Genomic DNA, 14159 nt, shown 5'->3' on the forward strand with positions numbered 1-14159 from the left:
ACGCGGCTTCAAGCAACTCGCCGATGTCATTGATGGCATCCAATTCATCGACGGAATAGACGAGCGACAACTCAGCAGGAAAGCCGCCTAGCTTCTTTCCTCATACACCAGATTTGACAGTAACTCTGCGACTGGCGGTTTCGCCTTCAAAGCCCAATTCTTCATGCATGCGACGTGCGCCGATCACACCATGCTGATCCGCATGAATAGAGCGGATGCGCTTGAGAAGCCGCCTGTTGTCTCTCGCGCGCGCACTGGGCTGGCGAGCTCGCCAGTCGTAGAACCCGCTGGGTGAGACCCTTAAGCAGCGGCACATCAGGCGTACGGGATACTGGTTGCGGCCACACTCGATCGCCTGATATTTCAGGACGATTCCTTGGCGAAGAATGTGGCCGCGTCGCGTAAAAAATCCCGTTCCTTTTTGAGACGGGCATTCTCGCGCTTGAGCCTGGCAATCTCTTCGTCGCGCGGCGTGCCGGTACCACCAAAGGCCACAGCACCTGACTGCTCAAGCTCTTTGCGCCATCGACCGAGCATCCCGGCCCCAAGCCCCAATTCGCGGGCCACCTGCGCCAGCGTGACCCCGGGTTGGCGGGTCAACTCGACCGCCTCGCGCTTGAACTCCGGGCTGTATCTTCTTCGCTTAGACATAAACACTCCTTCGGCGCATTCTGCACCTTCTCTGAAGTGTCCGTGCTAGCGGGTGCTAACCCCTTGCAGGCTTCAACGTTTACGACGTCTATGCCTTCATAGCGACTGCTTTCGTACGCCATGACTAGCAGTTTGCGAAGCAATCTTGGCAGGCCACCGGTTAGGCGCCACAATGCGGCGGCGTCTCCGCATGCGTCGATTTGGAAAACTTCTGGCGCAATGCGCACATAGCCGGCTATGAGCGCTCGCCAATCAGGCGAGTTCGAGTCATCTCTGTCCAGGTGAAGGACGCGACTCAGTAAACGATGCCTATCTTCTTGATTGCGTTGTTTCAACCGATGAATGAGACTGTAATTCGCCGCAAAGAGAAGGGGTACGCCTAGCGCTCGCAAACTCAACAACATACGCGTTACGAGCGTATTCGCGTTTGAACCCTGGCTAACGAACTGGAATTCATCCGCGGCGATTAACGCCAAACCGTTCCGATACGCAACGTGTTGCAACATCTGTTGCATCGCGGCCGCATTCTTACCCACGCTCCGAGGTGCGCCCGCCTGGAGTGCGACCTGTTCCAACATCGGTTTGACGGATGCAGTTGCGGATAACTGGAGGCGCCATGCGGCTTGCATGGGGAAATCCGCATGATGTTCATCCACAGGCAGCAGTTCGTCAGTCGGCAACACGCGAACGAGCGCGCGCAGCAACTCGCTTTTGCCGACGCCAGCGAGCCCGGTGATACAAATTGGCTCGATTGGCGACGGCGGTAGTGACCCGGCATATAGCGTTGTGATGAAGTCTTTCCGGCTCGCGTAGCGGGCGCTGATTCCCGCGGATGCGCAGCGCAAAATTGACGCGATGTGGCGAGCAGCGTTCTCCGAAACATGGTAGTGATTGTCGAACGCCTCGTTGAGTCGAGCGATTGCGTCAAAAGTCGCAAGCTCATCCAAGTTCCGAAGAGTTTCCGGTGTCAATGCCGCCCGTGCTCGAATGTGATCGAGGTTCGTACAGTTTGCTAGGCGTGCGATCCACGGGTTTACAGTGCTCATCGTAGAGGCTCGTGCTTGACGCTACGCCGCACCTTGGCTCGCCCCGGCCGCCTTTGAGTGCGGTCGAACTCTGCGCCTAGCTGTTTTTCAAACTCAATGTCCCCATGTAGGCGCGCCGCGCGCTTGTTCTCCGCCTGAGCCGCCTTGGCTGCACTGATCCGCCGACCATGGGCTTGCAGCTCGGTTAGCGATAAGCGCAATTGATCGGAATCGTCGCAAAACGGCAACTGCGCCTCCACCTGATATAGGCGACCCTCGAGATTGATCCAGGCGTGGCGCAGGCACATCGGTAGGCAATACCCCTCGATACTGCCAGCGCCCGCTTGGGAGCTCAGCACATCGTCGTCGCCTTCGGCCAGGATGAAACGCAGATGGTTCAGTTTTATCCCGTTGCGGTCGATACCGAAGATAACCGGTTGCAGAAACGTACGAACAGCGTGTTCGAAGGTCATGGAGCGGCCCGCTTTGCGGCCACGTTCTTCCAGGTATGTCCAAATGGCCATGGGATTGGCGCGCACGTTGGCCGCGGCCATTTCAGGAGTCAGACGGGCTGACGCGTCGCTTCTATGGTTATGTTGAACTGCTCGCCAAAGCTCCTGACGAGCGAGACCCACCGGCGACAATCGGCTCACTGGATGGGACGGGGCCTCGGCATTCTGGTCGCCGCGTGGATGGGATGACTCGACGATGGATTTACTCTGCCCAGAATAGGCCGGCGATAGTTCGCGGAACGGCACCTGTTCGGCAAGAGCTGCGCCCGAGCCTGGTCCTCGATCCGTGATGAGCGTTGTCATCAACCCGGGAGACGGCACCTCGAACACACCAACATCCAGACCAAATAGCTCCAGGTATCGTCGTAGACCGATGGCTGCACAAAAACAGGCTGCCGCGTATGCGGCCGCCGCCTCTCCCCCCAGGCTGAATCCGATACCGAACTGCGCCCCGGATACGGTATCGATCAGTTTTACTGTCACAACCCTAGGCAGCGGATTGCCAGCCAGATCTGACGGGTGACTATTCGACCAGTAGCCGTCAGACTCCACGCGCTCGAGCAGATTGGCCGCATGCTGTGCATAACGGCCACGCGACATCGCCCGGTTGTTGCGAACCCACTCGGGGCCACGGCGATCGACCTGTATTTGCGAGCGCCCAATTGTTTTTGACAACTGGTACTCATACTGCCGAAATGTCGGAAAGGGCTTTCCATCAGGCTGATAAATTTCAAAACCGCCATCAGACCGCTTTGCAACCTTGCAACCCCAATCTCGCCGCAGTGCCGTGACATGTATTTTTGACAGGGGCGCACCTAGGTGTGTAAACCCACCACATTGTTCATGGATAAGCCCAGGCGGCTGATCGGTGGTTTGTGCTTCAGGCTGGCATGGGGTCGGTGCCAGTTGTAGTCATGCAGCCAGTACGGCAGATAGGCCGCGCGCTCGTCGGCGTTCTGATAGACATGGGCATACGCCCATTCGTGTAGCGCGGTCTGAATCCAGCGTTCGGCCTTTCCGTTGGTACGCGGCCGGTAGGGCTGCGTGCGCCTGTGCTTGAGTCCGAGTCGGCGGCAGGCCTTGGCAAAACGGCGGGACCGATAACAGGCCCCGTTGTCGGTCAGCACGGCTTTGAAGCGCACGCCCAGACGGCGGTAGTAACGCAAGGCCGCCATTAGCGCTCGGACCGCGCTGGCCGCGGTTTCGTCCGGCCAGATCGTGGCGTGCGCGACCCGGCTGTGGTCATCGATGGCCATATGGACATAGTCCCAGCCGGCACCGCGGGACTTGCCGCGTCGATCGCCCGTGACGCGATGGCCGGGGCGCGTAAAACGATTCACTTTCTTGATATCCAGGTGCAATAGATCGCCCGGCGCGGCGTGTTCGTAGCGCTGCGCAGGCTGTGAGGGTTCAAGCGCCGATAATCGATTCAAGCCGGCGCGTTGAAGCACGCGCGCAACCGTCGCGCGGGGCACGCCAGTCTGACGTACGATCGCGCGATAAATAAGCCGTTGTCGGCGCAACCGGATAATACGGGTGCGCTGCGCTTGGCTCAGCCGGTGCGGACACCGTCGCGGTCGACAGCTCCGGTTGGCCAACCCGGCCCAGCCTTCGCGTCGATAGCGATCCAACCATTTGTAGACGGTGCGTGGACTCACGGCCATGGCCTGGGCGACATCAACGGGTCTGAGTCCTTGTTCGATCACGCGCCGCACCAGCACCTGTCGACTGTGCGTCGTGAGTCGCGCATTCTTGTGCGTGTTCATCCGGGTCGCTCCTTAGGTCTGACGGATTTCAGCACCCATCAGCTTCAAGGCTTGCGGCTCGGATGAACAATCTACTGAGAGGTCACACCTAGGCGCCGATAGCGGCGATACGTCTCGACGATGAGCGCCTGATCCTGCTCCGAAAGCCGGGGCGCGTTCCGAGTCGCCCGCCGCTGCGATGGTCGACCAAATGGCCGATCGCCGGCACCGTGCGCCTTGCGCTCCCAATGCCCGATCCGATGGTAGGTCGGTGAGAGCGCCACGTCATTAAAACCAAATAGCACGTAGGACACGAACCAAGTGCGAAAGCGCATTCGATTCGCACCAGCCGCTCCTGCATAGCGGTTCAGCGTTGCTATCGGGTCATCGGTCTCAAGAATCTCCTCCCATCGATCAACGGCGGGGGCGAGTAGTCGAAGCCGACGCTCAACGCATTGGGTATTCGCAGCGGATCTGCTTGCGCGGTCGACTTGTCGATCAGCAATGTCGTTTAGCCAAGGGGGCAACGCACTCTGAACCGCCGCGTCGTGAATCGCTCTCGAGAGCAGGCCACGCTCAAACTCATCGCGGTCCATCGCGAGCATATATGGGCGCGCGACGAGACCGTTCGCCGCCCGACCGGGCTTCGTCGGTACGAACCAAACGAGTAGTACGCGACTGCGTCGAGCTTGGCTGGCGAGAAAATAGTACGTGCGATCATCCGTCAACGGCCCGTACCCGCCGGGAGCGATCAGCTGTTTACCGATATTCATACGGTGGACCGACAGAACCAATCGCCATAACGAGCGAGTGCGTCAATTCGCTCTGGACGGAGCGGCCGGTCAAACAGAATGCGGCTGAATAGATCAACCCGAATCTCTCGGGCCCAGATCGCTGCTAATAGCGTGTCGCGAAACTGTTCGAAATCGATGCCGTATTGCCAGCTCAATTGTTCTAACAGTGTGTGCGGCGCGACATCCGATCCCACTATGCTCTGGCAGCGACCGACAATCTGTGCACGTACTGTCGCAGGGAGGGGTGGCCGGCTTTGCGCCGAAAAAATATCGCAGAGATTGTTCACGAGCTCCGGCGGCAATTCGCTGCCGGCGATCTCATACGTCGGAATTCCGGCGCGGGCGTAATACGTCCGCTCAATGGCGTGGCGGGCGACCGCGGCCCTGTTTGCCCGCGTAGGGCGTCGCTCCGTGTAGTCGTTTAGCCGACGTGTGAATTCCACACGCGCCGACTTGATATTCCAGTTCACGCAATATGCGCTCGCCCCAGGCACCGCGGGATCAATAAACAATAGAAAATCACCCACCAACGGATGTGGCATCCGGCGTCGCACGCCGCCCTCATCCACAAACGACAGCCGCGGGTGCATCGCCTGGTAACCGAGTTGCTCCGCGACCGGCCACGTGCCGGGCAAAGGGGGAAGGTCGGCTACGACGCCCTTTGACGGATGACCGTGTAGCGGATGAGGCGAGGGCCCTGGGTCCAGAACTCTCTGCTCGTGGATATCGAAAACCTCCGGATTATAGAGCGCCAGTAGGACCACTCCCCGCTCAGCCAGCGATAAAAGATGAAGGGCCCGGTTTAGCTTGTGCGCGGCGTGGATAATAGTCGGGCGCGACCCGCGCGGCGCTTCTTCTCGGACGGCAAGGATGGCCGGCTGATAGCGCTCGCCCCAGGCTGGGCGATTCGGTGGTTGTCGACTGTAGTACCGTTCGACGCGACGAATGGCAGGGCTCTTTCGCAACATACTGCGCTCCTAATGGACGACACCCGTTGCCGGGCTGCTACCCGAGGCGCAAAGTGAGCGCAATAAGCCGCTTCGAAGCACTTGACATCAGTGCTTCGCTGCCGGAATATCAGCAACGTTCCGCTCCACTGGAACCGATTCTGGAAGCCTGCAATCGCGTCAACGGTTGCGGGCTTCTGCGTTTTACGCCTCGATATTTCTAGTGCTCCGGATTCACACCTCCCGGACCGGCTCGTATAACCGGGTCATCATGTGGCGAGCCATTCGAAACCGGCGCCTCTTTCAGGCCCAGCGCCACGGCGACGCGATACGACTCCCCACGGCGTGCTGCGCTCCGCCCGGATAACACCGCATAGACGGTCTGGCGCGTGAAGCCCCTCGCGTCGGCCCACTCGCCAATAGCGACGCCATTGCGCACAAACCACTGCCGCGCCTGCTCTAGGTTCATTCAACTTTAATAACCCATACGACCCTACAAGGCAACAAAATTTCGTATATTTTCGAACTGATTTATAAGTTTTTGTAAAAGCTGATATATCTAGTTCTATTCTCGCGCGCGCAGCGTGTGCGCTGTGGCGGCCGTCACAAATCGCGCGATTCACCGGCCAGCAACCAGTATCCGTCGAAGCCCCGACGCGCTATAACAGGACAATGGTGCAAATCCCGTTCGATTTCGGCGGTCCAGTCAGCTGGCTACCAGACGAGACGTTATACAGTCTCGTGAGCCGTATTCATCGTTTGGCTGGCCACGCGCGCGCAGGGGATACGTGCGAGCTGTTATTCGGCCATCGACAGGCAGGCTCACAGCACGATCTACCCTGCAGGATCGACGAACTGTGCCGACGAACACGCGGCAATTTCGGCCCGGCACGACACATCATACGGCGTCGAACCCTGGCCGCGTACTACCTGCCCATGCTCGACGCAAGAACAGCAAGCACCACGATCGCGACAATGCGCGGCCCCTGTATGGGTTCGTTAAAATATAAACTCGGGCTGCTGACTAGCGGCTTTGGGGCAAGCCATCCCCTACGCGCTTGCCCCACCTGCATGGCTGAAGATGTCGCTCATCATGGTGTTGGCTACTGGCATCGAAACCACCAGTGGCCTGGCGTTTGGTATTGCAGCTCGCATCGATGCGCTTTGCTCGCTGCACACGTAAAACGCGATGCGATCTCTCGTTTCCAGTGGCTGCTACCCACCGCAATAGCACCAGATGCTTGGCGCGGTACGGCCAAAGACGCCCGGCTTGATGATCCGACGGTGATCGAACACGGCCTGGGAATGGCTATGATGGCGCAATCTCTCGCGGCGCTGCCCTATAAGACGCCTCTCATAGCGAACCGCTTGGCCAATACGTACAAGGCTGCTCTCGTCGAGCAGGGACTAACCCGCAGTGGGGGACGTCTGCGTATCAAACCCTTTGGAGGCGAGCTGTCTCGGTTTGTCGCCCCTCTGCGTCATCTGCCGGACTTGAGCGCACTGCCCGCTACCGCAGACGAGGCGGTGTCGCAGTTCACTCGACTGATTCGAAGACCCAGTTCGAAAGCTCACCCACTTCGCCATTTGGTCATGGCGATGTGGCTGTTCGGATCCTGGAAGGCGTTTTATAAAGCGTATACAGCCAATGAACCGACGACTGAAACGCTATCGAACACCGGCCGCGCCGCTCTCCGCACGAAAGCCGATGAAGTCCAGCAATCGGAAACCGTACGAGCACGTGCCAACGCCTTGGTGGCCTATGTGGCCTCAACCGGCGCTAGCGCCCGTGCCGCGGCGCAAAGATTCAGTGTCGACACACAAACCGCGATCCAATGGTTGGCTGCCGGCGAGATCACGATACGCCGTCGCCCGAAGAAACTGTCGCCAGATCTAGAGCGACGCATCATCGTCGCGCTTGAAGCGGGACAATCGAATCGTGAGATTGCGGATCAGGAAGGCGTATCCATAGCGACCGTCGGACGGATCTTGCGCTGTGACACGGACCGAATTGAGCGATGCCTCCAAACGCGCCGCCAACGCGCCATCCGCACGCATCGTCATATATGGCGTCGATTGCTTGCAAAAGGCCGTGGATTGAGTCCCCGGGCGGCCCGCCTTGCCGAGCCGGCTACTTATGCGTGGCTTTACCGCAACGACCGTGCCTGGCTCCTGAGTGAGAACGACAGAACACGTCTACCATCAGCGGGCAACAACCGAAGACTGGATTGGGATGCGCGTGACCGCGATTTCGCTCACCGCATAGATGAATACGCCCTCGAATCAATACGTCAATCGACAACCCGGGTAACCTTTCGAGCCTTGCTACAGCATGTCGATGGCCTGGGCGCTAAACGACACAGTCTGCATCGCTTACCCCTTACCGTGAAATCAATCGAGCGTGCGCTAGCGCATCAAGGTCACAAACCACAATCTAAGCTGATCGATGATTAAAGCGCCGGCTGTGACGGCTTTAGAGCCAAGGCCGTTCTCCCATTCGTTCGAATATCAGCGCTTAGTTGCCGGGTTTGACGCCATTGCCGCAGACGGTTGCGGCCCCTCATCGATGAGGTACGTCGCACTTCCACAAGCGCGCTCACGCCCTTCTCGATCTCTACCGCGGGCTTTGTGAACCGAGTCTAAGCGGTATCAAAATGATCGTCTGGTAGCGTCGGGCGCGCGTCCGACACGATTCTCTGCGCGCACTGAACTAGTGGGAATTTGCTGCTTTGGCGGATCAGAGACTCAACGCAGTCGTAAGAGATCTGATGGCGCCGGCATGCGTCGTACAGAGACTGTCCATCGTAGAAATCGAGCACGGCGGTCATAAGGCTAGCGGTCGCCAGACCTGCCAGATTCGGTGCGCCGCGACGCTGGAGCTGTCCAGCTACGACGACCCGACTTTTTGCCAGAACGAGTGCGGTATGACTGTAATTGCCATGACACTCGTAATACGCACGCATGAGCGCATTGGAAGGCACGCTATTATCAGTGCGAGCACTGCTCGCAGGGCTATCTTGGCGAAAACACTGCGCCGCTTTATCAACATGATCAAACAAGACGGTCGACAACAGACATAGTCGTGGAAGCCCGCAATCTACGCCTAGTAGCGCGCGTTCCAATGCTTCGCCGACGTCGCATTTCCGCCCGTCGATCGCTGCTAACAAAGCCTCGATCTCTTGAGCATCACTCCGTTCTTGGACGTACCGAGCAAACGGCACGACAGCGAATTGCTTGCCCTTATGGCGCCTAGCGATCTCGACCGCGCGGTGTCGGAGCCGCGCCAGCGCGGTCTTGCCATCCACTTTAGCGGGGAGCCTGCAGGCCAAGGTTCTCAGTAATGCGGCGTACCGCATCGTAATACACGCGCGAGAAACGCTATGGTGCGCGCCGTGATCGATAACCGGCGGACCCGTTAATGGCGACGCCCGGGTTACCGAAAGCTGACACTCATGTTCGACGCAAACTTGTACACCCGGTGCTTGATGAGGGGCTCTCCAGTACGCGAATCCAAACTCGGAAAGGTCCTGCTCGAGGCAGGTAGTACAAAATCGATAAACACCTAGCTTAGAAGCGACCACGTCAGCGCCTAGTGTCAACGTGGACAGATCTTTGTCATTGGAGGCGCGCCTTAGGAAATTGGCGCAGGTATGATCGACCAATAGCCGAGTAACGGACGTCCCAAACCCATCAGCCACCGCAGTAATCGATGGATCGACCGTTGGAAACAATCGCCTGAATAGCGGTTGCACAGAAGGCCGCTCAGGAACAGGCAGTCCATTTAAGCGGGCCATACGGCCCAAGGCGCCCGTGAATAGTTCCTCCGGCAGTAACCGCGGCACGATCAAACTGGTCATCGACTACGACTCCCGGTATGCCGAAAAACCGCGAGGGCATCCAACACGCCGGCGATCCGGCGCGCACCGGTCTCAGTTCCATCCCAGCATTCATCTAGCGCTGTATTGAGTATCTGCCGGCCGGCGGCAGCCTCATCCTCATGCGCACCGCAAACGAATTCACACATTCGCTTGTAAACACGAGAACGACTCGGCAGGTCACGCGCCAGCAGACGCGACACCTGTCCCTGATCGCAGCCGACCGCTCTCGCAATATCCGCCTGACGAAGCTCACGTTGACGCATTCTCGCGCGAAGTGTCGCAGGGGCAATCTCGTGACGTAGAACCATCGATATTATATATGCATATTTACATATGCATATACAATATCTGATGTGATCAATCTTGTCTCGCGCTCGCCTCCCTATGCGTAACGACGATCCGACGGTGCACGTACTGCTCGTAGCGAATTCGATGCGGCGGGCCGACTCACTAGCTTCTGTAGCGACTATCCCTCTGGTTTTGGTAGCGTTTCAAGTCAGAGTCCAAGTTCAGCTGGCTGCTTCTGCGGCCATTTGGACTCTGGATCGCAGCGCCACTAAAACCCGGGGGAGGGTCGGCAGCTCAACGACCTGGCCGAGCGGCGATGAGCTCCGAGGCGCGTACCGTTCGCCACCCGCAAGCAACGATTCCATGTAAAGATCAGGTCGGTCCGCGCGCTCAGAAATTCCGCATTGATGTAATGATCGGTCCCGACCAGAAGCGTTTTGCCGTTACGGTGTAAGGATTCGATCGTAGGCCACGCGCAACACCAGCACTATGTATCGATCGTTCCTTCTAAAGATCGTTTGGCGCGACTAGTGACTGCACCTCGGTCACCGCCTCTCCAAACTCTTCAAATACACCTTCCAGACTTTTCGCTGACCTAAGCGATGTTTTCAGAACGCAGCGATGCCTATGCCGTTCCGCACACTCCAGTTTCCACGCCTGCGCCACTACACTGCGTCGCTGTTGCTGGCGCTCAGTGCGGCGCCCGTATGTGCAGGATTACCCAATGTGTCGGCGATGGTCGCAGCCGTGCCCAAGCAGGCACTGGAAACCGATGTCCTCGTGATCGGCGAAAACCATCGCAAGGCGGGCTCTCATGCGTTCACCCTGGGCCTGATCAAACGCGCGATCAGCTCGGATCGCTGCGTTCACTTCGCACTGGAAATCGGCGCCGATCAGACGGCTGCTTGGCAGGCGCTGTCAAACAAAGAACAGAGCACGCCTGCGCAGTTATCCACGATTCACGATAGCCCGAGCCTTAGGGCACTGCTTGCCGACACCGCCGAACTGAGCCGGCGCGCGTGCTTAAGGCTTGCCGGGGTTGACGTGGCAGAGGGCCAAAACGCGCCACAGCCCGGCGGACGCGACGCCTTCATGGCCGAAGGGATCGCGGACCTGGCGGACCCACGGGTACTGACCATTGCCCTGTTGGGCAATAACCACGCCCCGCGTCATGTGGACTGGAATTTCGACGAACCCGGGCAATCCACAACGCATTACCTGGACGCGCGAGGGCTGGATACGTTCGTGATCGTGCAGGACTGGAAAGCCGATAGGCGATCACCGCGGATGTTCACCGAGGACACACCGGAAGCCGTGCAGGCCTTCAATACGCTGCAATCGCATCGAAGCGTCATACGAGCGCAGTCATTGTCGCGCTATGCCGACGTATTGATCGTCTGGCCCGAGGAACTCGCTTTCAACACGCCGTGATCACTGAGCAATCGAAGCGTGCTACAGCCATCTCTCAATATACACAATTATCGGGTACCCCGATAATTATCGGTATACGCGATAATCGTGTATATCGGCCGCCGTTTGGTCGGCACAAGCATCACATCCGAAAGCTTCTGCCATGGCCGTGCTGTCGCGTACGGCTGACCCCATATATGACTTGATTGAAGTATCATTCTTTCTTGAAGCACTGATCAACAATCGGAGAATGGATGATGGCTGAATACGTGCCTGCTATCGCTCTGCTTGGCGGCGCCGGCGTCGTTCTTTACGTCGCCTGGATTTTCGGGCGCCACGCATCGAACGACCGATAGAGTCTCGATTCGGTCACCAAACCCCGCCATCGTGCGGTTTGTCTTGCGATTTCAACGCTCAACGACGCGATCACCGAGCTTGAATGACGCCGTGGCCCCGTCGCCGCCATGAAAGCGTCTTCTCGAAAACCCGCGTGCGCGGAATGATCCGCGGTATAGGTCACGGGATTTTTCCGAAGGCGTCCGCCGTCGCTGTCCGCGCTCTTGGCGCTTCGAGCCTCGGCATGGCGTTCCTATTCGACGCGATACAGCCGCATCAAGCATCGACTCCGTGCATCGCCCGCCCCAGCACCTGCTCGACCCATTCGGTACCGCTTTCGGTATCGGCCAGCGTGATCGGGGCTTCGTCTTCGAATACCGGATTCGGGTTAGTGAGCCAGTGCAACGCATGATCCCGGTTGCCGAACGCCTCTTCCGCAAGCGCGATGATCTTCGCTGCGCGCAGCACGGCTTCGGAAACCGGCTTGGATAGCCGCTTGGATTTGCTCTTGCCCGCCGATATCAGCGTCGTGCGCGGCACGACTTGATCGAACAGGCGATTCGGTACGCCGCAATGCTTGCGAGCGTACCGGGCGCAGGCCACAGGCAGGCCTGTCCGGATCACCTGCCTTACCTTGGCGGGATCAGCCAGCTCTTGGGCAGACAACGGTATGAACCGCTTGCCGCCCAACAGGGCGAGCGTGCGTTCACTTTGGCTGATCTCGACGTTCGCGCTCATCGCCCTACCGCACTGCCAATATCGTCATTATATAGGTCGACACTGAGAGGACAGACCATGGCTGAATACGTGCCTGTCATCTCTCTGCTGAGTGGCGCCTGCGTATTCGTGTACGTTGCGTGGATATTCGGGCGCAACGCATCGAACCTCTGAGCGCATCTCGGATCGGCTTCAAAATCTTGCGATCGAATATATTGCGCTGTGTAAGAACACGTTGTTCGTGCCTCGCTATCATTCCGGGCGTCGCCTAACGCATGAACAGATTCGGCATGATTGATCACGATCGGACGACACAATTGCGCCACGAAACCAAACTTGCAGGGCTGACCGGACCTGGCCGCAGTCATTGGTCCCTATACCCGCAAGCTCGTGGGTTGCTTGATGCAGCCGCTCTGGGTCGTGAAATCATCCTGCTGGATGCGCTACTGATGGTCCTGATCCCAGGGTGGATGACCTGATCGGCGAAAGGTCGTCGAATGCCGTGATCGAGGCCCCCGACTCTTCGCTCGGCCGATCCATCGGGCGGCGGGACCATGGCCCCTGCACTTTGAATCGGCGAAACGCGCCTCACGGGACGAGCTGCCTGAAGTCAAACGCGTCAGCGGCTGACGCCCCGTGTCGGTACGACCCGAGGTCGAGCGCTAACAGGTCGAGGTGGCATCGGGGAATCGCGGCTGAGCGCGAGCACCGACTCTCGGCCTTACCGCAACACGTCACGCATGCTCGCGTGTTCGGCTAACTCATCACGTCTCGCGCGACTTCTGACCTCATGGCGCGTGCGTCGGCCGTCTATCAACCAGTCCGGCGTGTGCGACACCGCTGAACAATATTTACAATTTTGACAGTGTTTATTGCACGGTGAACTATACCGATGTCAGACGTACCAAGGAGGTAGGGGTCATGGCATCTCAAAGTGTAAGTGACCGCGGCCATGAATTGACTTCATGGCTTGACTCCCAGTTCGCCCGACTCGATGAAGACCGGCAGATATTGATCGGCCGGTTGGTCATGATCCTCGTCGCGGAGAATCTCAGTCATAAGGCTGACGCTGTGACACAGGCTGCCCGGACTCCACGAGACCCCATGGCGGTGGGCGCGGTTCAGCAACACAGCGAATTGATCGCTGAAATCATGCGTCTTGAAAAGCGCATGAACCCGCCGATGGGACAGGAAGTGGATTACCTGGCGTCGACGAACGCGCCGGTCATCGCGTTCTTCGATCTGGGGCGCAAGATGCAGGCCGACATGCCCCGGTCGGCAGCGTCCGGGGCCCTCACCGACCTGACGTATTCGACCCAGCGGCCGGGTCAGACGCCGCTAGATCGCGCCTTTAAGATCATAAAGACAGCTGTATCCCGCGTAACGTCCGAGCCAACGGATGGGCCACACGACAATATCGGGCCGGGCTTTCTCACACGCGAGCAGGCGCAGGGGAAACTGGATGCACGAACGCAGCCACCTGACCCGGCGGCGACTCAAGGTGAGCAGATGCTGTCCGCCCGAGAGATGGCCGATTACCTGACGGCCTCGCATACGACGATCTACAACCGGTACAAGGCCGGTCGGATCATCGGCCTGTCGCAAGAAGTTGGCGGCGTGGTCTTTCCCAGGACACAGTTCGCCGCCGACGGTGGGCCACGCGGCCCGACCTGGTTGCCCGGCCTGGACAAGGTGGTCGCGATTCACGGTAACGGCTGGCCGGCATGGCTGTGGCTGAACAGCCCGCGCGACGCGTTTGATGGCGAGTCGGCCCTGGACCGGCTGCGTGCCGGCGATCATGTTCCGGTCATCAACGCGCTCAACCGCGAGGAAGATGGGGCCTTCGGGTAATGGCG

At 58.9% G+C, this 14159-nt stretch carries 11 protein-coding genes and 1 pseudogene; 5 read left to right on the top strand and 7 right to left on the bottom strand.

Annotated features, from left to right (window positions below; translation table 11 throughout):
* Window positions 1–130: 130 nt before the first annotated feature.
* The 5 genes and pseudogenes from J7355_RS17800 to J7355_RS16130 all read right to left on the bottom strand — a co-directional run.
* Window positions 131–651, bottom strand: a pseudogene (locus J7355_RS17800) (transposase); the annotation flags it as partial.
* Complete coding sequence (locus J7355_RS16115; RefSeq protein ID WP_209064539.1) at window positions 597–1697, bottom strand: ATP-binding protein; 1101 nt, start codon at window positions 1695–1697, stop codon at window positions 597–599. The pseudogene J7355_RS17800 and the gene J7355_RS16115, both read right to left, overlap by 55 nt.
* Window positions 1694–2863 (bottom strand): hypothetical protein, encoded by a 1170-nt coding sequence (locus J7355_RS16120; RefSeq protein ID WP_209064541.1) that lies wholly within the window; start codon window positions 2861–2863, stop codon window positions 1694–1696. Before J7355_RS16120 ends, J7355_RS16115 begins: the two co-directional genes overlap by 4 nt.
* A gap of 140 nt (window positions 2864–3003) precedes the next feature.
* Window positions 3004–3954: an IS481 family transposase gene (locus tag J7355_RS16125; protein WP_209064543.1), complete on the bottom strand. Its 951-nt coding sequence runs from the start codon at window positions 3952–3954 to the stop codon at window positions 3004–3006.
* Between the two features lie 748 nt (window positions 3955–4702).
* On the bottom strand, window positions 4703–5695 hold the full coding sequence (locus J7355_RS16130; protein ID WP_209064545.1) for a hypothetical protein: 993 nt from the start codon (window positions 5693–5695) through the stop codon (window positions 4703–4705).
* 1012 nt (window positions 5696–6707) lie between these two features.
* Here J7355_RS16130 and J7355_RS17805 point away from each other — a divergent pair.
* Entirely contained in the window at window positions 6708–6857 is a 150-nt protein-coding gene (locus tag J7355_RS17805) for a hypothetical protein (RefSeq protein ID WP_247740049.1), read from the top strand.
* Entirely contained in the window at window positions 6839–8128 is a 1290-nt protein-coding gene (locus J7355_RS16140) for a TnsD family Tn7-like transposition protein (protein WP_247740050.1), read from the top strand. Before J7355_RS17805 ends, J7355_RS16140 begins: the two co-directional genes overlap by 19 nt.
* Before the next feature lie 185 nt (window positions 8129–8313).
* Here the strand turns inward: J7355_RS16140 and J7355_RS17810 are convergent, their stop codons facing one another.
* The gene (locus tag J7355_RS17810; protein ID WP_247740051.1) at window positions 8314–8979 is read right to left on the bottom strand and encodes a hypothetical protein; all 666 of its coding nucleotides are present in this window, start codon (window positions 8977–8979) and stop codon (window positions 8314–8316) included.
* A gap of 1488 nt (window positions 8980–10467) precedes the next feature.
* Here J7355_RS17810 and J7355_RS16150 point away from each other — a divergent pair.
* Window positions 10468–11271, top strand: a complete 804-nt coding sequence (locus J7355_RS16150; RefSeq protein WP_209064552.1) for a hypothetical protein — start codon at window positions 10468–10470, stop codon at window positions 11269–11271.
* Window positions 11272–11862: 591 nt separating this feature from the next.
* On the opposite strand, the gene J7355_RS16155 is transcribed toward J7355_RS16150, so the two are convergent.
* A complete protein-coding gene (locus J7355_RS16155; protein WP_209064554.1) occupies window positions 11863–12324 on the bottom strand; it encodes an antitoxin Xre/MbcA/ParS toxin-binding domain-containing protein in 462 nt (153 codons plus the stop codon).
* A 269-nt stretch (window positions 12325–12593) separates the two neighbouring features.
* Between J7355_RS16155 and J7355_RS16160 the strand changes: the two genes are divergently transcribed.
* Both J7355_RS16160 and J7355_RS16165 read left to right on the top strand, forming a co-directional pair.
* On the top strand, window positions 12594–12782 hold the full coding sequence (locus tag J7355_RS16160; RefSeq protein ID WP_209064556.1) for a hypothetical protein: 189 nt from the start codon (window positions 12594–12596) through the stop codon (window positions 12780–12782).
* 442 nt (window positions 12783–13224) lie between these two features.
* On the top strand, window positions 13225–14154 hold the full coding sequence (locus J7355_RS16165; protein ID WP_209064558.1) for a hypothetical protein: 930 nt from the start codon (window positions 13225–13227) through the stop codon (window positions 14152–14154).
* Window positions 14155–14159: the final 5 nt, after the last annotated feature.

The organism is Endozoicomonas sp. G2_2 (genome assembly GCF_017744135.1).
In the GTDB taxonomy this organism is placed as follows: Bacteria; Pseudomonadota; Gammaproteobacteria; order Nevskiales; family Salinisphaeraceae; genus Salinisphaera.